Consider the following 19,234-nt stretch of genomic DNA (forward strand, 5'->3'; position numbering starts at 1 on the left):
ATGTAAAAATTAGAGGAGAAAGGGAGTAAGTATTATGAAAACAATGCAATCTATTAAAATGCTTACACAACTACATCATCATACATAAAGCCCTTGAACCTAGCGTGAAAACGTGTAGGTGCAAGGGTTATTCCCGTTGTACCTACACGCTATTAAAGAGCCTTGTAGGTATATTTTATCTACAAGGCTCTTTTTATTTTCGGTTTAGGTGCATGAAATAAGCATACATTAGAAAGGGAAAGGTGTGAGAATTTCGATGACAAAATGGAAACGGGCAAATCCAAATGGAACGAGAGATTATTTATTCGAAGAATGTACGTTAATTGAAGAAGTGGAGCAAAAATTAAGGCGTACTTTTTTAGAGAGAGGTTATGAAGAAATAAGGACACCAACAATTGAATTTTATGATGTGTTCGCCTTTCAAAGCAGGCCGATAGATGAAGAAAAGATGTATAAATTTTTTGATGAAAAGGGAAGGATTATCGTATTGCGTCCAGATATGACAATTCCGTTAGCGAGAGTGATCGGAACGCAGAGGTGTGATACACCACTTAAAGTGACGTATAGCGGAAATGTATTTCGAGCGAATGAGTCCCTTACTGGAAAATATAATGAGATCGTGCAAAGTGGTATTGAAATTATCGGTATTGATAATGTAAGAGCTGAAATTGAATGTGTTATAAGTGTCATTCAATCACTTCAAAAGTTGAAAGTGCAATCTTTTACAATAGAGATTGGGCAAGTGCAGTTATATAAATGTATTGTCAAAAAGCTCTCCATTCATGAGGAAGAAGAGAAAGTTCTTAGAACATATATTGAAAGTAAAAATTATGCTGCTCTATCAAATTTTATTAGAGAAAAAAAATTTGATCGATGTGATGAAACAGTAAGATTACTGGAGAAATTACCAAGGTTATTTGGGAATTTAGAAGTGATTGAGGAAGCAGAAAAACTCGCCTCCAGTAATGAAATGAAAATGGCCATTGCAAGAGTGAAAGAAATATATGAAGCAATTGACAAGCTAGGCTATGGATCGTACATATCAATTGATTTAGGTATGATTCAATATTTGGACTATTATACAGGTGTTATTTTCAAAGGGTATATATATGAAATTGGAGAAGAAATTGTTAGTGGCGGAAGATATGATGAGTTAATTGGAAATTTTGGAGAAATGTTGCCGGCTGTTGGACTCGCGGTGCAAGTTAATCAAATTGTGAAGGCGCTGCAGGAGCAGCAAGAACCGTATGAACGAAAGAGAATAGATATTATGATTCATTACGAGTTAAATAGATTAGCAGAAGCGGAACGGTTACGAAATTTACTTCAAAAGGACGGGAAAAAAGTAGAGATATCTTTATGTTCTAATTTAAATGACACCTTTCAATTTGCAAGAAAAAATCAAATAGTGACGGTTGTTGAGGCAAAGAACGAATCGTTAGTGGAATATGTATGGAACGAGAAATGGGTAGTCCAGAAAGAAGGAGAAACTTCATGCGTAACATTCAAATTGCGTTAACGAAAGGAAGATTAGAAAAACATGTGATTCCACTCTTTGAGCAGATTGGAATCGATTGTTCAGAGCTTAAAAATAAAGGACGAAAGCTTGTCTTTCAAAGTAAAAATACAGATATCTCATTTATTTTGGTGAAAGCAGTAGATGTTGCTACTTATGTAGAACATGGAGTAGCGGATATCGGGGTCGTTGGAAAAGACGTTTTAATGGAAAACGAAAAAGATATTTATGAAATGTTGGATTTAGGAGTAGGTGTGTGTAAGTTTTGTGTTGCTTCTATTCCTACTTATAATCCGAAGAGCTACCGGAAGAAACGTATTGCGACGAAATATCCACATATTACTTCTAACTATTTTCATGATAAAGGAGAGGATGTAGAAATCATAAAAATAGAAGGGTCTGTAGAAATCGCTCCTATTCTTGGATTGGTAGATGCGATTGTTGATATTGTTGAAACAGGAAAAACATTACAAGAAAATGGACTCATTGTATTTGAGGAAATGTATTCTATATCTGCTCGAATGATTGTAAATAAGGCTGCATTAAAAACTAAAAAAGACGAAATATTCAGTATTATAAATATGATGGAGCAAGAAATTTTGTCAGGAAAATAGGGGGACTTGTAATGGAGATCGTTTTTGAAGATTTTCAAAAGGCGTTATCGAAAATAAAATTGCTACGAGAAAACGCTAATATAATAGAAGAAACTGTTCAAAGAAATGTAAGCGAAATCGTTCGAAATGTAAGGGAGAGTGGGGATGAGGCCTTATCTTTTTATACAAAAAAGTTTGATGGTGTAAAGATAAAAGAGTTTCGTGTAAGTGAAGAAGAAGAAAAACGAGCGAGTATGTTTGTAGAGAATTCATTTTTAGAAGCGTTACAAGAGGCGAAGAAAAACATTATTTCGTACCATGAAAAGCAAAAAAGACAATCGATGTTCGATTGTGCGAGTGAAGGCATCATTAGAGGGCAAATCATTCGGCCGTTAGAGAATGTAGGCGTATATGTGCCAGGCGGAACCGCTTCGTATCCTTCGTCAGTATTAATGAATGTATTGCCAGCAAAACTCGCTGGTGTGAAAAAGATTGTAATGGTAACACCGCCAAGAGAAGGAGGAATTGATCCACATATTTTAGTTGCTGCAAGCCTTGCGGGAGTAGATGAAATTTATACGATAGGTGGTGCGCAAGCAATTGCTGCTTTAGCATACGGTACGGAATCGATTCCGAAAGTGGATAAAATAGTTGGACCAGGAAATTTGTACGTCGCTCTAGCGAAACGAGAAGTATATGGAATAGTAAATATCGATATGATTGCTGGACCGTCAGAAATTGTAGTTATTGCGGATGAAACCGGCAATGCAAAATATATTGCGGCTGATTTATTATCACAAGCAGAACATGACGAGAGAGCGACAGCAATTTGTATTACAACAAATATAGAGTTAGCAAAAGAAGTAGAAAAAGAGATAGAAAGGCAGTTAGAAACATTACCAAGAGGCGAAATTGCACGTGAATCAATAAATAGAAATGGAGCCATTTTTATCGTTCCTTCTATAGATGAGGCACTACAGTTATCGAATGAAATTGCCCCGGAACATTTAGAGTTACATATAAAAGAACCGATGAATGCTTTAGCTTATGTGAAACATGCAGGATCTATCTTTCTTGGACCATATGCACCAGAACCGCTCGGGGATTATTTAGCAGGACCGAATCACGTGTTACCGACAAGTGGAACGGCAAGGTTTTTCTCACCGTTATCAGTCGATGATTTTGTGAAAAAATCAAGCTTTCTGTCTTATACGGAGGAAGCATTAAGAGATGTCCAACATCATATTGTAGAGCTTGCCAATAAAGAAGGATTACATGCGCATGCGAGAGCAATTCAAATAAGATTTGAGGAGGAAGAATAGTGCGTGAGTCTAGTCAAATACGTGAGACGACAGAGACAAAAATAAAATTAAGTTTACAGCTTGATGATGGGAAGAACGTTTCTGTACGAACGGGAGTTGGTTTTTTTGATCATATGCTAACTTTATTTGCAAGGCATGGAAGATTCGGTTTGCAAGTGGAGGCAGAAGGTGATGTATTCGTTGATGCGCATCATACAGTTGAGGATGTTGGAATTGTACTCGGAAATTGTTTGAAAGAAGCATTGCACAGTAAAGAGGGGATTAACAGGTACGGCTCAGCATATGTACCGATGGATGAGTCTTTAGGCTTTGTTGCAATTGATATAAGTGGACGCTCATATATTGTATTTCAAGGAGAATTAACGAATCCGAAGCTTGGGGATTTTGATACAGAACTAACGGAAGAATTTTTTAGAGCAGTTGCTCATGCTGCCAATATTACATTACATGCTCGTATTTTATACGGAAGTAATACACATCACAAAATTGAAGCCTTATTTAAAGCGTTTGGTAGAGCGCTTAGAGAAGCAGTCGAAAGAAATGCCAACATTACTGGTGTAAATTCAACGAAAGGGATGTTGTAATTGATTGCCATTATAGATTATGGAATGGGAAATATTCGTAGTGTAGAACAAGCATTAAAGCATATTGGAGCAGCGTACATTGTAACGAGTGATAAAGAAGAGATTTTTAGAAGTGATGGAGTGATTTTACCAGGAGTAGGTGCATTTCCAAAAGCGATGGATGTATTGGAAGAAAAAGATTTAGTGCGTGTGTTACAAGAAATCGGGCGTTCAAGAAAACCACTTCTAGGTATTTGCCTAGGAATGCAGCTTTTATTTGAAAAAAGTGAGGAACTACAAGACTGTAACGGGCTAAGTTTATTGCCAGGCGTTATTCGAAAGCTAAAGGTTCCTTATAAAATTCCTCATATGGGATGGAATGAGTTAAAGAAAGAAGGAGAAATAGCGCTTTGGAATGGAGTAGAGGACGGTTCTTTCGTATATTATGTCCACTCTTATTACGCAGATTGTCCAAATGAAATTGTGTATGGAATAAGTGATTATGGAGTGAAAGTACCTGGTTTTGTAGCAAAAGAAAATATATATGGCGCACAGTTTCATCCTGAAAAAAGTGGTGATATAGGCATGCAAATGTTGAAAAATTTTAAAGGAGTGGTAGAATCATGGAAATCTTCCCAGCTATCGATTTAAAAAAGGGACGATGCGTTAGACTGTATCAAGGGGAATTTAGTAAAGAAACAGTAATGAATGAAGATCCGGTTGCGCAAGCGATTATATTTGAAACATTTGGAGCGAAACAGTTGCACATTGTTGATTTAGATGGTGCAGTTGCTGGTGAATCGTTAAACTTGTCCGTCATTGAAAGAATTTGCAAGGCAGTACGTATTCCAGTGCAAGTTGGCGGAGGAATTCGATCACTTGTAGCCGTAGAGAAGTTATTTTCAGTAGGGGTAGGTAAAGTGATTTTAGGAACAGCTGCTCTTTATGATAAGCCATTTTTAGAAGAAGCAGTTTTTCTATATAAAGAAAAAATCATCGTCGGAATTGATGCGAAAAATGGTTTCGTAGCAACGAGAGGCTGGCTTGATGTATCTGAAATTTCTTACATTGATTTAGCAAAACAAATGGAGAATGTAGGTGTTCAAACGATTGTGTTTACAGATATTTCGAAAGATGGGACGCTTGCAGGACCGAATATAGAACAATTGGAGTTACTACAAAAAAGCGTTTCTACTCGACTTATTGCTTCTGGAGGAATTGCATCTATTCAAGATGTGAAAAAGTTAAATGATATGAACATATACGGTGTCATAATTGGTAAGGCTCTTTACGAGAAAACGATTGATTTAGAAGAAGTGCTAGAGGTAACAAAGTTATGTTAGCAAAACGCGTTATTCCATGTCTAGATGTGAAAGAAGGGCGAGTCGTAAAGGGTGTAAATTTTATAGGACTACAAGATGTCGGGGATCCTGTTGAAATAGCAGCTTTATATAATGATGCGGGAGCAGATGAAATAGTATTTTTAGATATTACGGCAACTCATGAAGGACGAAAAACGATTGTAGATGTTGTAGAAAAAACGGCTTCAAAAGTATTTATTCCTCTTACAGTTGGCGGAGGAATTTCAAATGTGAAAGATATGTACAATTTACTAAGAGCTGGAGCAGATAAAGTTTCAATTAACTCAGCAGCAGTGCGAAATCCAAAATTAATCGGAGAAGGGGCAGAGCATTTTGGCTCACAATGTATTGTCGTCGCAATTGATGCTAGAAAAGTAGCAGAAGATAAGTGGAATGTATATGTGAACGGCGGAAGAGTTGATACGGGAATGGATGCAATCAGGTGGGCAAAGCGCGTTACAGAGCTAGGCGCAGGCGAAATTTTATTAACGAGTATGGATGCAGACGGAACGAAAAACGGATATGACCTTCGTTTAACAGAAGAAATTTCAAAAAGTGTTTCCGTACCTGTCATCGCGTCAGGCGGGTGCGGTCATGCTGATCACATTATAGAAGTGTTTCAAAAGACAGCAGTTGATGCAGCATTAGCGGCATCAATCTTTCATTACGGTGAGGCGACAATAGGGGACGTAAAGAGAAAGTTAAGAAATGCAAATGTTGAGGTGCGGCTATGAAACCTAACTTTTCAAAAGGACTATTACCAGCAGTTGTAATTGAAGAAGATACAAAAGAAGTTTTAATGCTAGCTTATATGAATGAAGAGGCATATGAAAAAACAATAGAAACGAAAAGAACATGGTTTTATTCTCGTTCAAGAAGGTCGTTATGGAATAAAGGAGAAACATCAGGTAATGTCCAACATGTGCAATCTCTTTATTTAGATTGTGATCAAGATTCAATTGTTGTTGTCGTAAAGCAAGTAGGACCTGCATGTCATACGGGAGAAAAAACATGTTTTCATTACAAAATTATATAGGGGGATACATATGAAAAACGCCTTTACATTACTATTTGAAACAATTAAAGAACGAAAGAGAAATCCACTTCCTGAATCATATACAAATTACTTGTTTTCAAAAGGAGAAGATAAAATTTTAAAGAAAATTGGTGAGGAATGTACGGAAGTAATTATTGCATCCAAAAATAATGATAACGAAGAGCTAGTGAAAGAAATGGTTGATGTATTGTATCACTGCTTCGTGTTATTAGCCGAAAAAAATATATCATTAGAAGATATTATGGAGGAAGTGACAGAAAGAAATGGGAAGCTTTCGAGAGTAGGGGACAGAAGAGAAATAGATACATTATAGGGGGAATACGTATGAAGGTGGATTATCATATTCATTTAGAAGAAGGGCCATATTCAATAGGATGGCTAGCTAAAATAAATGAATCATTACAACATTATGAACCGCTAAAAGAAGAAAAACATTCTATGGAATGGCTTGTGAAAACACAAGAACGCCTGCAAAGACGTGTGAATGAAGGACCATTTACAACGAAATGGATTGATTTATATTTAGAAGAAGCTTTGCGAAAAGGGATAAAAGAAGTTGGTATTGTCGATCATTTATACCGTTTTTATGAAGCGAAAGAATACTATGAAAAATATGTTGATATTAGTGATTCGGGGCTTGGACGTTTACAAAAGGAATGGTTAGACCAAGTAAGGGTAGCTTCACTACATGATTTTACAAAGGCAATTGAAGAGGCGAAAGAACGGTGGAGTAAAAGAGGTGTTACGCTTAAACTTGGAATTGAAGCAGATTATTTTATTGGTGGTGAACAACAATTACAATCTTTACTCGCATTAAGAGATTTTGATTATGTAATTGGTTCTGTTCATTTTTTAAATGGCTGGGGATTTGATAATCCAGATACGAAAGAATACTTTAAGGAACATGACTTATATGCTTTATATGATACGTTTTTCAAAACGGTTGAGTGCGCAGTTCGTTCTGAGTTATTTGATATTATTGCTCATCTTGACAACATAAAAGTATTTAATTATCGGTTAGATGAGAATGAACAAATTTCTTATTATAAGAAAATTGCGCGTGCATTAGTAGAAACAAATACAGCAACGGAAATAAATGCGGGATTGTACTATCGCTATCCTGTGCGCGAAATGTGTCCGAGTCCGCTATATTTACAAGTATTAGCTAAACACGAAGTTCCGATTACACTTTCTTCAGATGCTCATTATCCGAATGATTTAGGGAAATATGTGGAAGAGAATATAAAGACGTTACGTAATCATGATATTGCTCACTTAGCTACATTTACGAAACGAGTCCGAACGATGAGATTACTAGAAGAAGAAGTAACAATTTCAAAATGATCACGATTTTTTCATGAAAACCCATCTTTTTGTTCAAAATAAGAAAGAATAAAAAGGAGGGTAAAGAAATGGTGAAACAACAAAATAAACAAAATGTACAAGATGCACAGCAACAAGCGTATACTTCTGATACGAATGCTACATCTCAATCAGTGATTGAGGAGCAAATTAGTGATACAGTTGCAGAAGGAACAATTGATGTGAAGCTTGGAAAACAATCGCAAGAAAAAGCGTAAAAAGAGGGGAGACTTGCATCTCCTCTTTTTTTATGGAAAAGTGTCGATTTTCAAAACTATAATCAAATTCCTTGGTTTTTATATGTGGATTTCTTACAATGAAAGATAAGAGCTATCCTATTTTGTATAGAAGAGGTGTTAGTATAGTGGCAAAAATATTAGTAGCAGGAAAAATTCCAGCAATCGGATTAGAACTATTAAAAGATCATGATGTAGAAATGTATGATAAAGAGGAGTTAATTTCTTTAGATGAATTAACAGAACGTGTAAAAGATAAAGATGCATTGTTAAGCTTACTTTCTACAAAGGTGACAAAAGAAGTGATTGATGCGGCACCTAATTTAAAGATTGTTGCAAACTACGGTGCTGGTTACGATAATATTGATTACTCATATGCCGGAGAAAAAGGGATTGCGGTAACGAATACACCGAAAGTATCAACGGAAGCGACAGCGGAATTAACATTTGCACTTCTTTTAGCAGCTGCACGTAGAATTCCTGAAGGTGATACGCTATGCCGTACAACTGGATTTAACGGATGGGCTCCATTATTTTTCTTAGGCCGCGAAGTACATGGTAAGACAATTGGAATTATCGGCCTTGGAGAAATTGGAAAGGCAGTTGCAAAGCGTGCAAAAGCGTTTGGAATGAATGTTTTATATACAGGACCAAATCGAAAGCCCGAAGCTGAAAGTGAACTGGAAGCAACATATGTAACATTGGAAGAATTATTACAAACAGCAGACTTTATTACAATTAACTGTGCGTATAATCCGAAATTGCATCATATGATTGATGAGGAACAGTTCAAAATGATGAAGAAAACAGCGTATATTATAAATGCTTCACGTGGACCAATTATGCATGAAGCGGCACTTGCTCATGCTTTAAAAACGAATGAAATTGAAGGGGCAGCTCTTGACGTGTTTGAATTTGAACCGAAAATTACTGAAGAGCTAAAAGGATTAAAGAATGTGGTACTTGCTCCTCACGTAGGAAATGCAACATTCGAAACGCGTGATGCGATGGCCGAAACGGCGGTAAGAAATATTTTAGCTGTATTAAATGGCGAAGAACCTGTAACGCCTGTCAATCAAAAAGTATTCGTTACAAAATAAAAAGAAACCTTCCGATTCCGGAAGGTTTCTTTTTATTTTTCTTTATTTGCTCTTTTTGATGGTCGTTGTCTAAGGAATTGAGATAGCATGTACAAAATATATAGTGGAATAGCAATGAATAAGAAAACAGAAAAATTACCGAATCCTGTTTGGTACATTGTGATAATGATGCCCACTAAAAATAGTGTAATAATGATGCTATATCGTGGAATTGGTACATCTTTTAAACTTGGGATACGAATGCGGCTCACCATTAAAAATGCGAACGTTACAAATACTGTAATAAGAACGATTTTTGGAATGGTATGTGAAAATAATGTTAAGAAAGCAACAAGCCCTCCCGCTGCTGTAATCGGTACCCCAGTGAAGTATTTCATTGAAGTAGAAGATGGTGTTACATTAAATCGTGCTAAACGATATGCTCCGAAAAGAGGGAATAGCCCCGCTATGTATAGTCCGATGATTCCATAATTAGAGAAAGATGTGTAATACATGAGAACAGCAGGTGCTGCACCAAATGTTACGACATCCGCAAGCGAGTCAAGCTCTTTTCCCATTTGTGAATCAACACGTAATAAACGAGCAACACGCCCATCAAGACTATCTAACATCATCCCGATAAGTACTAAAATAGCAGCTGATTTATAATATCCTAAAGATGCATAGCCGATTGACAAGAATCCACTATATAAATTTCCGAGCGTAAATAAGTTTGGAATAGCTGCTCTATACAAAATCTGATCCCTTGCTTTCTGTAATAAATTCTTAATTAGTGTATGAAAGTTTACTTATTTTATCATACCATAAATTTCTTCCTCATACGAAAGAAATTCCCAATTTGTGAAAGATTTCATAGAAGAATGATTGGAAAAATAAGTGAAAAAAGAAGCAACTTTTATAAAGTTGCTTCTTGTATTATTCAAAGTTCGTTGTCATAGTTCCAGTTTTATACCGATTGTTAGGATCGAAACGTAACAAATCTCCATAAATGAGTTTGTCGGAAAGTTTCAATTCTGTTTTTGCTTTTTCAATATTCGGTTGACATAATGAGATGTCTGCTTCTTCACCTGTGTTTCGTTTATAGCACATGTTTTTTGTATACACATAATCTTCCGAAACGAAGCTACCATCACGCATTACCATAAGAGGGTCTTTTTCTTTAATAAATAGGTCAGTTCCAAATTCAACTGATTGATTTGTTTTAATACCAAGTAAATGAAGTAGCGTTGGTTTAATATCAATTTGACCAGACACTTTAGAAATGACTTTACCTTCTTGACCAGGCACGTGAATGATGAGAGGGACACGTTGTAATTGCATAGAATCAAACGGTGTAATAGCGTCTTTCCCAAGGAACTGAGCCATAGCTGCGTTATGGTTTTCAGAAATACCGTAATGATCTCCATAAATGACAATAACGGAATTATCATACAGACCTTCTTCTTTTAATTGTTTAATAAATTGTTTAAGAGCTTCATCCGTGTAACGAACAGTTGGAAAGTAACGGTTTACAACACCACTTTCTGAATTAAACTCATCAACATATTGATCTTCTGGATTTAGAAGAAATGGAAAATGGTTTGTTAAAGTAATGAATTTTGTATAGAACGGCTGTGGTAAAGATTTTAGCTTTGGAATAGATTGTTCAAAGAACTCTTTATCTTTTAATCCCCAACCGACAGACATTTGTTCTGTGCCTACGTAATCATTTAAATTAAAGTAACGATCATATCCAAGTGCAGGATACATTACATCACGATTCCAAAACGTTTTATCGTTTGAATGGAAGACAGCAGAAGAATATCCGTATTTCTTTAATTGTTCTGGTGTAGCTGTATATTCATTTGTTGCATGAGTAAAGAATACAGAACCGCGGTCTAACGGATAAAGTGAATTTTCAACGATAAATTCAGCATCAGAAGTTTTACCTTGTCCTGTTTGATGATAGAAGTTATCGAAATAAAAGCTATCTTTAATAAATTCATTTAAAAATGGAGTAATTTCTTTTCCATTTATTTTTTTATTAATAACAAAACTTTGTGTAGATTCCATTGAAATTAAAATAACATTTTTGCCTTTTGCAGCTCCAAATAAGTTTTTATCAACTTGCTTATCTTTTGAGTCTGTATAGTTTTTAATTTCAGAGAACCCGTCCCCACTCGCAAATACACGTTCAGCTGAAGATTTAGATTGAAGTGTAATATCAAATAGATGATATGTGTATAACCCTAAATTTTTCACGACAGTTTGACGGTCAAACGAGCGTGAGAACATTTGTGGTTTATAAATAATGGAAACAACAATTTGTAGTGCTAATAGAGCTGTTACACCGCTAAAGAAAGTTCTCTTTTCAGAGCGAGAAAGCGGCGTTTTGTCGCAAAATGATGGGAATTTACGCGAAAGAAACATTAAGATGATCGCATCTGCGAATAACAGTAATGTTTTATACGTAAAGAGTTCTTTTATACTCGTCCCTAAATCAGCCATATTATTTGTTTGAAATAATACTGGGAACGTAACGAAATCGTTATAAAAACCATAAAACATTGCATTTCCAAATAAAATGAATGATAGTATAAAACTAATTCCAACTATAATGCGATTTCGGTGTTTAGATGCAAATAAAGCAAAACCGAAAAATAAAAGTAACGCAGCTAGTGGATTAATAAAAAGCATAAATTCTTCAAAGAAATTATCAATTTTAATATCAAACGCTAGCTTGTACACAATATATGTTTTTATCCATAATAAAACGACTGCAACGAGTGCGAATCGCAGTTTTGGAAACAGACGTTGTAGCATAATATACTCCTCTCCTAAAAAGCATGACGGTTCTTGTGGGCCTATTTGATTAGCGCCTCATTTTATATATACGAACAGTCCTTTATTATTATGTTTATTATACTATGAGTATCATTATACGAAAATAAAAGAGAGTTGTGGACTTTTTTATAACAATTGAGTAGAAAAAGGGCAGTAGGAGACAATAAAATGGAGTTTCTATGTATGATTATTATCGTGCGCGGAAAGAATCGTGTAACAATACGGAGGTTATAATGCGAAAATTATTATATTTTATAGTATGCAGTAGTGTTATACTTTTTGCTTCACCAAGTGTGTCGGTAGCTCAATATGATGCACCTCTTATGGAAGATGCCCTTTATTCTGTGTTATTCCCGAAAATAAATAAAGCAATCGAAAAACAATATGGGAGCTTGAAGCCTTATCAATGCCCGAAAATTATTAGTTTAAAAAAAGTGTATAGCGGTACATATTTATTTCAAGCAGTTATTGAAGTGACAAAGTATGAACGTGTTGCAGGGAAAATTGCGCCACCATTTGAGAAGGTAACGATTACATTTAATAACGAAGAAGGCGAATGGGAAGTGACAAAGGTTTCAGTAAAGCGCTTACCAAACGATACGAAACTAAACTGTAAAAAAGCAATATAAAAAATTGTTTGACAAATAAAATGGTCCTTTGGTATTGTTAATAGCAACAATTAGATGTTTGAAAATTAAATAGACTTACCTCATCTACTCTCAAAGGTAGAGGCCGCGATAGGAAAGAGTAAGCTATGGGAGATTTAATGGAATCTGTGATCATAGGTTGAAAGGGACTATTGCCGAAATATAAGAATAACCATATTATTCATATATTGGGACTGCATTGAATAAATGTAGTACTGTCATAAGATTTATTTTATGGAGAGCTATTTGGAGATGTTGATGCGGTTTCTTATTTTGAGGAGATAACAACTCGTTTATTTTTTCAATATATATTTTTCCTAATAAGAAACGCGTGTGAACATTGTTCCGCGCGTTTTTTGTCTATCTAAAAGCGTGCTGCAATGAATAGAAGATTGGGGTTATGAGTTTTAGAGGAAATAAGGGAGGAATTCAAATGTATTTACACGGCACAAGCCGAATCAATGGGCAAGGACACTTAGAAATTGGAGGGTGTGACACGACGCAGCTAGCAAAACAATACGGAACACCACTTTATGTATACGATGAAGAGTCAATTCGAGGAAAGTGCCGCGCGTTTCATCGTGCTTTTAAAGAAAGTGGATTCTCTTATCAAGTAGCATATGCAAGCAAGGCGTTCTTGTGCATGGAGATGTGCCGAGTAGCTCGTGAAGAGAATATGTCATTAGATGTTGTTTCTGGAGGAGAATTATATACTGCACTACAAGCAGGATTTCCGGCATCGCGCATTCATTTTCATGGTAATAATAAAACAGATGAAGAAATTGTGATGGCTCTTCAGGCGAATATTGGTTGTTTTGTCGTAGATAACTTCTTAGAATTAGAAATTTTGCATGATTTAGCAGTGCAACATGGGAAATTTGTGAACATATTAATTCGTGTAACGCCCGGAGTAGAGGCGCACACACATGAATATATTACAACAGGTCAAGATGATTCAAAATTTGGGTTTGGCGTGTCAAATGGTCAAGCGATGCAAGCAATTGAGCTTGCTTTACAAAAATCAAATTATAACGTGTTAGGAATTCATTCACATATCGGATCACAAATATTTGAAACGGCTGGCTTTGTGCGAGCGATTGAAGTTCTTCGTCAATTTTTAGAAGCAGTGAGAGAGCGAACAAACTATGTAGTAAAAGTGCTAAATGTAGGGGGAGGATTCGGAATACGCTACACAGAGTCCGATGCACCATTAACTCTTGAGACGTATGTGCGAGCTGTAACAAGTGCAGTGAGAGAACAATTTACAGTATGTAATTATCCATTGCCAGAAATATGGGTTGAGCCAGGTCGTAGCATTGTAGGGGATGCTGGAACGACACTTTATACAGTCGGATCTGTGAAAGACATTCCTGGTATTCGGAAATATGTATCAGTGGATGGTGGGATGACTGATAACTTAAGACCTGCTTTATATAACGCTCGTTATGAAGCGATGTTAGCGAATCGAGGGAATGATGAGAACGAGGAAGTTGTTTCGATTGCAGGGAAATGCTGCGAGAGTGGAGATATGTTAATTTGGGATATTAATCTACCGAAAGTTGCTTCTGCGGATTTACTAGCAATTTCTTGTACTGGGGCATACGGGTACTCGATGGCGAATAATTATAATCGGATTCGTAGACCAGCTGTCGTCTTCGCGAAAGGTGGTACATCACAAATTGTTGTAGAGCGCGAAACATATGAAAATATTATTGGGAACGATCGCATACGTATTAAAGAACTTGTTTAAATGAGGAAAAAGGAGTTGTTCGGATGGGCAATTCCTTTTTTATAAAATAAAATAATTAAAATATATCGGAAAACTAGGATTGAAAAAAATCAGAATTGTGATAAAATACAAATACAAAGCTTATCAAGAGAAGCGGAGGGAACTGGCCCGGCGAAGCTCGGCAACCTGCTTATAGAAAGCAAGGTGCTAAATCCAGCAAAATGGAATCCATTTTGAAAGATAAGGTAAAATATATTACCGAACAGTCTTTTCGAAATGGGAAAGATTTTTTTTATGAATAAAAAGGGGGGCTGTTCGCGTGAGCGTACGGGAACATTTTGAGGAAGTATCTGAGAAAATTGAAGCGATGCTTGCTGATATGAAATATGGTTCAATTACAATTGTTGTGCAAGATGGAAAAGTCATTCAATTAGAGAAAAGTGAAAAAGTACGTTTAAAGTAAAAAGCGCTGACTAGAAAAACTAGAGGCGGTTTTAACCTATTTCATTAGGTTAAAACCGTCTTTTTGCTTTTACAGGGGGAAAAAACATGTTGACGTATGAAACGTGGGAAGAAAATGATGTTTCATTTTCAGAAGAAGATGAAACGAAAGGCGCGTTATCTGTATTAAGTTGGGCTTATAAAGAATATAAAAGTGAAATTGTATACGCATGTAGCTTCGGAGTGGAAGGGATGGTACTGCTGCATCTTATTAACCAAGTAAATCCATCTGCTAAAGTTGTATTTTTAGATACTAACGTACATTTTCAAGAAACATATGAATTAATTCAAAAAGTGCGGGAACGATTTCCTTCATTGAATATTATAGAAAAACAGGCAAAACTTACACTTGATGAACAAGCCGGATTGCATGGTGACAAGCTATGGGAGAGCAATCCTAATCTCTGTTGTAAGATTAGAAAAATTTTGCCTTTAGAAGAATCATTAGCGAATGAAAAAGCGTGGATATCGGGACTGAGGAGGGAACAATCAGAAACCCGTAAGCATACAAAGTTTATAAATCAAGATCATCGCTTTCGATCTATTAAAGTTTGTCCGCTCATTCATTGGACGTGGAAAGAAGTATGGCGATATGTATACAAACATAGTTTGCCGTATAACCCATTACATGACATTGGATATCCAAGTATTGGGTGTGAGAAGTGTACGTTACCTGTAGGAGAGGGTGGCGATTCAAGAGATGGTAGATGGGCCGGGAAAGTAAAAACTGAATGTGGCCTTCATTATCAATAAGGTGAATTTGAAAATAAAGCTAAGAGAGGGTATAGAAAATGAGTACAAGAAACGAATTAATAAATCGAATAGACGAGACATACGACGTATCACAAATTGAAAAAGAAATTGGGCTAGACAACATTGCATTAAGTGATTTAGAACTATTAGCGACAGGGGGATATAGCCCGCTTACTGGTTTTTTAGGAAAGAAAGATTATGATTCGGTTGTAGAAACGCTTCGTTTAAATAATGGAAGTGTTTGGAGTATACCTATTACATTACCAGTAACAGAAGAGGTAGCAGAGACGCTAAAAGTTGGAGAGGAAGTAAAACTTGTTAACGGTGGAAATGTATATGGTGTCATTCAAATAGAAGATATTTTTGTGCCTGATAAGGAAAAAGAAGCGTTACTAGTGTATAAAACGACGGATGAGGCTCATCCAGGAGTGAAAAAATTATACGAACGACCGAACGTTTACGTCGGAGGAGCTATTGTTCTGACGAAACGTTTTGAAAATAATCCGTTTCCTTCTTATCATTTAGATCCAATTGAAACGAGAGAAGAATTTAAAAAACGTGGTTGGAAAACAGTAGTTGGATTCCAGACGAGAAATCCGGTACATCGTGCTCATGAATATATTCAAAAATCTGCTCTTGAAATTGTAGATGGCCTCTTTTTAAATCCGCTCGTTGGGGAAACGAAGTCGGACGATATTCCTGCTGATGTAAGAATGGAAAGTTATGAAGTATTACTTCAAAACTACTATCCGAAAGATCGTGTCTTTTTAAGTGTATTTCCTGCAGCAATGCGTTACGCAGGACCGAGGGAAGCGATATTCCATGCATTAGTCAGAAAGAATTTTGGATGTACCCACTTTATTGTAGGACGCGATCATGCAGGAGTAGGAGATTATTACGGTACTTATGAAGCACAAGAAATTTTTACAAACTTTACAGTAGAAGAGTTAGGGATTACACCGTTATTTTTTGAGCATAGTTTTTACTGCACGAAATGTGAAGCGATGGCTTCAACGAAAACATGCCCGCATGGAAAAGAGGATCATGTCATCTTATCTGGTACGAAAGTAAGAGAACTATTAAGAAACGGTGAGGTTCCGCCAAGTACATTTAGTCGTAGAGAGGTAGTAGAGGTACTAATTAAAGGTTTGAAAAAAGAAGTAGTAACAGAATAGGGAGAGAATGAGATGGATACGAATATTACTTGGCATACAGCTTCTGTTTCAAAAGATGAGAGAAGAGTGAAGAATGGGCATCATAGTTTTGTCATTTGGTTTACTGGTTTATCAGCTTCGGGTAAATCTACAGTAGCGAACGCGGTTGCTCGTAAACTATTTGAAAAGAATATTGGAAACTATGTACTTGATGGAGATAATATACGTCACGGTTTAAATAAAGACTTAGGTTTCTCTGAAAGTGATCGTATGGAAAATATAAGACGAATTGGCGAAGTAGCGAAGCTATTTGTAGATCAAGGGACTGTTGTTCTTACAGCGTTTATTTCACCGTTTCGAGTAGACCGAAACCAAGTTAGAGATCTATTAGCTGCAGATGAATTTATAGAAGTGTTTGTAAAATGTCCAATGGAAGAGTGTGAGAAACGTGATCCGAAAGGACTTTATAAAAAAGCAAGAAAAGGTGATATTAAAGATTTTACAGGTATCGATTCACCGTATGAGGAACCAGAGCAAGCGGAATTAACTGTAGAAACGCACAAGTATTCTATTGAAGAATGTGCAGAACAAATCGTGAAGTACTTACAAGAGCGTAGTTTTATATAGGGGGATAAAAAATGAGTTATGAAAAAGTATGGGCTAACAATGAAAAATTAAATCAAACTGAGAAAAATAAATTAAAAAAAGATGGATTGGAAATCTTTAATGATATTCCTTACTATGCAGAGAATGGCTTCGAATCTATTCCGAAAGAAGAGTGGGACGCATTCAAATGGGCAGGGTTGTACTTACAAAGACCGAAGGAAGCTGGTTATTTTATGATGCGTGTAAATATCCCTTCTGGCATTATTACGAATGCACAGGCAGAAGTGCTTGCTTCTATCGCTGAGGATTATGGACGTGACGTAATAGATATTACGACAAGACAGGCAATTCAGTTTCATTGGTTAGAAATTCATCAAATTCCAGATATTTTTAAAAGATTAGCAAGGGTTGGGTTATCTTCAGCTGGGGCGTGTGGTGATATAACGCGTAATATTACGGGGAATCCACTTGCTGGTATTGATGCAAATGAACTATTTGATACAACTGGCATTGTAAAAGAGGTATATGATTATTTCCAACATAATGAAGAATTTTCTAACTTACCACGTAAATTTAAAATGTCTATTAGTTCTAACATTTATAATTCAGCAAACGCAGAGATTAACTGTGTTGCATTTACACCTGCAACGAAAGAAATAGATGGTGAGAAAAAAGTTGGTTTTCATATAAAAGTAGGCGGTGGGTTATCAGCCCGTCCATATTTAGCTGATGAATTAGATGTATTCGTTTTACCAGAAGAAGTGAAGGCGGTAGCAATTGCGATTGCTACGATATTCCGTGATTTTGGATATCGTGAAAAACGTCATTTAGCCCGTTTGAAATTTCTTGTTGCAGACTGGGGAGCAGAGAAGTTTAAAGAGAAACTAATAGAATATACAGGACCATTACAAAGTAAAGGAGAAAGTGCTCTTAAAGGCTGGAATGCGGGATACTTTTATGGTGTCCAAGACCAAAAACAAGATGGACTAAAATATGTAGGTTTTAATGTGCCAGTAGGACGCCTACATGCAGAAGAAATGTTTGAGATTGCAAGAATTGCTAAACAATATGGAAATGGACAAATTCGTACATGTAATTCACAAAACTTCATTATTCCGAATGTTCCGCCAGAAAATGTAACTGGCTTGCTAAATGAGCCGTTGTTTGAAGCGATATCAGCAAATCCGAAATCGTTTATTGGTCACGCGGTTTCTTGTACTGGTATTGAATATTGCAATCTTGCATTAGTAGAAACGAAAGAAAGATTACGAAAAATTGCCGAATACTTAGATACACAAATGGCACTCGATGTTCCGGTTCGTATTCATATGGTAGGATGCCCGAATTCATGTGGTCAACGTCAAATTGCTGACATTGGATTGCAAGGTGTGAAAATGAAAACGAAGGAAAAAGGAATTGTTGAAGCATTTGAAATATATGTAGGTGGAACGCTGTTAGATGGTGGTGCTTATAATCAAAAGTTAAAAGGAAAAATAGATGGCGAGGATCTACCTGATGTACTCGCATCATTTATAAGTTATTTCAAAGAAAATAAATTACCAGCTGAAACGTTTTATGATTTTGTAGGCCGTGTTGGTGTAGAGACATTACAAACAGCGTTAAATAACGTGTTAGAAGAAGTAATAGCGTCTTAGGAGGGGCAATATGGATTTATATCGATTTGAAGCGGTATTAGTGAATAGCATTGTTCCGATTGTTGTTGTTGCTGAAAGTGAAGAACAGGCATTTAAGATGGCGGAGATTGAGCTTGAAAAACATTTTTTACCGTTACCAGAAGTAAAGGAGATTGCTTTATTTGAAAAAAAGAAGATTCGAAAAAGCGCAGCCTTTGTTATTCATGAGTAAGGAACATTGAAATATTAAGAAATGAAAACTTCCATTCCTATATAA

At 36.1% G+C, this 19,234-nt stretch carries 22 protein-coding genes and 2 riboswitches; of the genes, 20 read left to right on the plus strand and 2 right to left on the minus strand.

Annotated features, from left to right (window positions below):
- The first annotated feature begins 256 nt into the window (after positions 1 to 256).
- The 12 genes from hisZ (at position 257) to PDQ68_RS07050 (ending at position 9,110) form a co-directional block, all read left to right on the plus strand.
- Positions 257 to 1,519 (plus strand): ATP phosphoribosyltransferase regulatory subunit, encoded by a 1,263-nt coding sequence (gene hisZ / locus PDQ68_RS06995; protein WP_061183986.1) that lies wholly within the window; start codon positions 257 to 259, stop codon positions 1,517 to 1,519.
- A complete protein-coding gene (gene hisG / locus PDQ68_RS07000) occupies positions 1,495 to 2,130 on the plus strand; it encodes an ATP phosphoribosyltransferase (RefSeq protein ID WP_016716980.1) in 636 nt (211 codons plus the stop codon). The genes hisZ and hisG overlap by 25 nt, the downstream gene beginning before the upstream one ends.
- A gap of 11 nt (positions 2,131 to 2,141) precedes the next feature.
- Positions 2,142 to 3,431: a histidinol dehydrogenase gene (hisD, locus tag PDQ68_RS07005; RefSeq protein WP_016716981.1), complete on the plus strand. Its 1,290-nt coding sequence runs from the start codon at positions 2,142 to 2,144 to the stop codon at positions 3,429 to 3,431.
- A complete protein-coding gene (gene hisB / locus PDQ68_RS07010; RefSeq protein ID WP_001209290.1) occupies positions 3,431 to 4,015 on the plus strand; it encodes an imidazoleglycerol-phosphate dehydratase HisB in 585 nt (194 codons plus the stop codon). The genes hisD and hisB overlap by 1 nt, the downstream gene beginning before the upstream one ends.
- Entirely contained in the window at positions 4,016 to 4,645 is a 630-nt protein-coding gene (gene hisH, locus PDQ68_RS07015; RefSeq protein ID WP_000560331.1) for an imidazole glycerol phosphate synthase subunit HisH, read from the plus strand.
- On the plus strand, positions 4,618 to 5,337 hold the full coding sequence (gene hisA / locus PDQ68_RS07020; RefSeq protein ID WP_016716982.1) for a 1-(5-phosphoribosyl)-5-[(5-phosphoribosylamino)methylideneamino]imidazole-4-carboxamide isomerase: 720 nt from the start codon (positions 4,618 to 4,620) through the stop codon (positions 5,335 to 5,337). Before hisH ends, hisA begins: the two co-directional genes overlap by 28 nt.
- Positions 5,331 to 6,089 (plus strand): imidazoleglycerol phosphate synthase cyclase subunit, encoded by a 759-nt coding sequence (gene hisF, locus PDQ68_RS07025; RefSeq protein ID WP_000880229.1) that lies wholly within the window; start codon positions 5,331 to 5,333, stop codon positions 6,087 to 6,089. The genes hisA and hisF overlap by 7 nt, the downstream gene beginning before the upstream one ends.
- On the plus strand, positions 6,086 to 6,391 hold the full coding sequence (gene hisI, locus PDQ68_RS07030; protein WP_000803969.1) for a phosphoribosyl-AMP cyclohydrolase: 306 nt from the start codon (positions 6,086 to 6,088) through the stop codon (positions 6,389 to 6,391). The genes hisF and hisI (PDQ68_RS07030) overlap by 4 nt, the downstream gene beginning before the upstream one ends.
- Positions 6,392 to 6,401: 10 nt before the next feature.
- Positions 6,402 to 6,725 carry a phosphoribosyl-ATP pyrophosphatase gene (gene hisI, locus PDQ68_RS07035; RefSeq protein WP_000786130.1) on the plus strand — a complete coding sequence of 108 codons (324 nt, stop codon included), beginning with the start codon at positions 6,402 to 6,404 and terminating at the stop codon, positions 6,723 to 6,725.
- A gap of 11 nt (positions 6,726 to 6,736) precedes the next feature.
- Positions 6,737 to 7,756, plus strand: coding sequence for a histidinol phosphate phosphatase domain-containing protein (locus tag PDQ68_RS07040; RefSeq protein ID WP_061183987.1), 1,020 nt, complete (start codon positions 6,737 to 6,739; stop codon positions 7,754 to 7,756).
- Positions 7,757 to 7,824: 68 nt separating this feature from the next.
- Positions 7,825 to 7,992, plus strand: a complete 168-nt coding sequence (locus tag PDQ68_RS07045; RefSeq protein WP_000240694.1) for a DUF4025 domain-containing protein — start codon at positions 7,825 to 7,827, stop codon at positions 7,990 to 7,992.
- A gap of 146 nt (positions 7,993 to 8,138) precedes the next feature.
- Complete coding sequence (locus tag PDQ68_RS07050; RefSeq protein ID WP_001062826.1) at positions 8,139 to 9,110, plus strand: 2-hydroxyacid dehydrogenase family protein; 972 nt, start codon at positions 8,139 to 8,141, stop codon at positions 9,108 to 9,110.
- Positions 9,111 to 9,142: 32 nt separating this feature from the next.
- On the opposite strand, the gene pssA is transcribed toward PDQ68_RS07050, so the two are convergent.
- Both pssA and PDQ68_RS07060 read right to left on the minus strand, forming a co-directional pair.
- Positions 9,143 to 9,844 (minus strand): CDP-diacylglycerol--serine O-phosphatidyltransferase, encoded by a 702-nt coding sequence (gene pssA / locus PDQ68_RS07055; RefSeq protein ID WP_000285422.1) that lies wholly within the window; start codon positions 9,842 to 9,844, stop codon positions 9,143 to 9,145.
- Between the two features lie 181 nt (positions 9,845 to 10,025).
- Positions 10,026 to 11,912, minus strand: a complete 1,887-nt coding sequence (locus PDQ68_RS07060; RefSeq protein WP_061183988.1) for an LTA synthase family protein — start codon at positions 11,910 to 11,912, stop codon at positions 10,026 to 10,028.
- Between the two features lie 200 nt (positions 11,913 to 12,112).
- On the opposite strand from PDQ68_RS07060, the gene PDQ68_RS07065 reads away from it, so the two are divergent.
- The 8 genes from PDQ68_RS07065 (at position 12,113) to PDQ68_RS07100 (ending at position 19,189) form a co-directional block, all read left to right on the plus strand.
- Complete coding sequence (locus PDQ68_RS07065; protein WP_061183989.1) at positions 12,113 to 12,562, plus strand: DUF3888 domain-containing protein; 450 nt, start codon at positions 12,113 to 12,115, stop codon at positions 12,560 to 12,562.
- 89 nt (positions 12,563 to 12,651) lie between these two features.
- Positions 12,652 to 12,833, plus strand: a riboswitch (Lysine riboswitch).
- Between the two features lie 180 nt (positions 12,834 to 13,013).
- The gene (lysA, locus tag PDQ68_RS07070) at positions 13,014 to 14,330 is read left to right on the plus strand and encodes a diaminopimelate decarboxylase (protein WP_061183990.1); all 1,317 of its coding nucleotides are present in this window, start codon (positions 13,014 to 13,016) and stop codon (positions 14,328 to 14,330) included.
- A 117-nt stretch (positions 14,331 to 14,447) separates the two neighbouring features.
- Positions 14,448 to 14,556, plus strand: a riboswitch (SAM riboswitch).
- 72 nt (positions 14,557 to 14,628) lie between these two features.
- Positions 14,629 to 14,772 (plus strand): YezD family protein, encoded by a 144-nt coding sequence (locus tag PDQ68_RS07075; RefSeq protein ID WP_000116161.1) that lies wholly within the window; start codon positions 14,629 to 14,631, stop codon positions 14,770 to 14,772.
- 86 nt (positions 14,773 to 14,858) lie between these two features.
- The gene (gene cysH, locus PDQ68_RS07080; protein ID WP_061183991.1) at positions 14,859 to 15,563 is read left to right on the plus strand and encodes a phosphoadenylyl-sulfate reductase; all 705 of its coding nucleotides are present in this window, start codon (positions 14,859 to 14,861) and stop codon (positions 15,561 to 15,563) included.
- Between the two features lie 38 nt (positions 15,564 to 15,601).
- Complete coding sequence (gene sat / locus PDQ68_RS07085) at positions 15,602 to 16,738, plus strand: sulfate adenylyltransferase (protein WP_049111560.1); 1,137 nt, start codon at positions 15,602 to 15,604, stop codon at positions 16,736 to 16,738.
- 12 nt (positions 16,739 to 16,750) lie between these two features.
- Complete coding sequence (gene cysC, locus PDQ68_RS07090; protein ID WP_061183992.1) at positions 16,751 to 17,344, plus strand: adenylyl-sulfate kinase; 594 nt, start codon at positions 16,751 to 16,753, stop codon at positions 17,342 to 17,344.
- A gap of 11 nt (positions 17,345 to 17,355) precedes the next feature.
- Positions 17,356 to 18,978 (plus strand): nitrite/sulfite reductase, encoded by a 1,623-nt coding sequence (locus PDQ68_RS07095; RefSeq protein ID WP_000119632.1) that lies wholly within the window; start codon positions 17,356 to 17,358, stop codon positions 18,976 to 18,978.
- 10 nt (positions 18,979 to 18,988) lie between these two features.
- Positions 18,989 to 19,189, plus strand: coding sequence for a DUF3906 family protein (locus PDQ68_RS07100; RefSeq protein WP_000366912.1), 201 nt, complete (start codon positions 18,989 to 18,991; stop codon positions 19,187 to 19,189).
- Positions 19,190 to 19,234 lie beyond the last annotated feature (45 nt).

The sequence above is a fragment of the Bacillus cereus group sp. Bc010 genome, assembly GCF_027716745.1.
GTDB lineage: Bacteria > Bacillota > Bacilli > Bacillales > Bacillaceae_G > Bacillus_A > Bacillus_A pacificus.

Excerpts from the sequence above, each read along its gene's own strand:
- hisI (WP_000786130.1), top strand. The coding sequence starts at position 6,402 with ATGAAAAACGCCTTTACATTACTATTTGAAACAATTAAAGAACGAAAG.
- hisA (WP_016716982.1), top strand. The coding sequence starts at position 4,618 with ATGGAAATCTTCCCAGCTATCGATTTAAAAAAGGGACGATGCGTTAGA.
- lysA (WP_061183990.1), top strand. The coding sequence starts at position 13,014 with ATGTATTTACACGGCACAAGCCGAATCAATGGGCAAGGACACTTAGAA.
- PDQ68_RS07045 (WP_000240694.1), top strand. The coding sequence starts at position 7,825 with ATGGTGAAACAACAAAATAAACAAAATGTACAAGATGCACAGCAACAA.
- PDQ68_RS07060 (WP_061183988.1), bottom strand. The coding sequence starts at position 11,912 with ATGCTACAACGTCTGTTTCCAAAACTGCGATTCGCACTCGTTGCAGTC.
- hisZ (WP_061183986.1), top strand. The coding sequence starts at position 257 with ATGACAAAATGGAAACGGGCAAATCCAAATGGAACGAGAGATTATTTA.
- hisI (WP_000803969.1), top strand. The coding sequence starts at position 6,086 with ATGAAACCTAACTTTTCAAAAGGACTATTACCAGCAGTTGTAATTGAA.
- PDQ68_RS07040 (WP_061183987.1), top strand. The coding sequence starts at position 6,737 with ATGAAGGTGGATTATCATATTCATTTAGAAGAAGGGCCATATTCAATA.
- hisG (WP_016716980.1), top strand. The coding sequence starts at position 1,495 with ATGCGTAACATTCAAATTGCGTTAACGAAAGGAAGATTAGAAAAACAT.
- hisD (WP_016716981.1), top strand. The coding sequence starts at position 2,142 with ATGGAGATCGTTTTTGAAGATTTTCAAAAGGCGTTATCGAAAATAAAA.
- cysH (WP_061183991.1), top strand. The coding sequence starts at position 14,859 with ATGTTGACGTATGAAACGTGGGAAGAAAATGATGTTTCATTTTCAGAA.
- PDQ68_RS07100 (WP_000366912.1), top strand. The coding sequence starts at position 18,989 with ATGGATTTATATCGATTTGAAGCGGTATTAGTGAATAGCATTGTTCCG.
- cysC (WP_061183992.1), top strand. The coding sequence starts at position 16,751 with ATGGATACGAATATTACTTGGCATACAGCTTCTGTTTCAAAAGATGAG.
- hisF (WP_000880229.1), top strand. The coding sequence starts at position 5,331 with ATGTTAGCAAAACGCGTTATTCCATGTCTAGATGTGAAAGAAGGGCGA.
- sat (WP_049111560.1), top strand. The coding sequence starts at position 15,602 with ATGAGTACAAGAAACGAATTAATAAATCGAATAGACGAGACATACGAC.
- PDQ68_RS07095 (WP_000119632.1), top strand. The coding sequence starts at position 17,356 with ATGAGTTATGAAAAAGTATGGGCTAACAATGAAAAATTAAATCAAACT.
- PDQ68_RS07065 (WP_061183989.1), top strand. The coding sequence starts at position 12,113 with ATGTATGATTATTATCGTGCGCGGAAAGAATCGTGTAACAATACGGAG.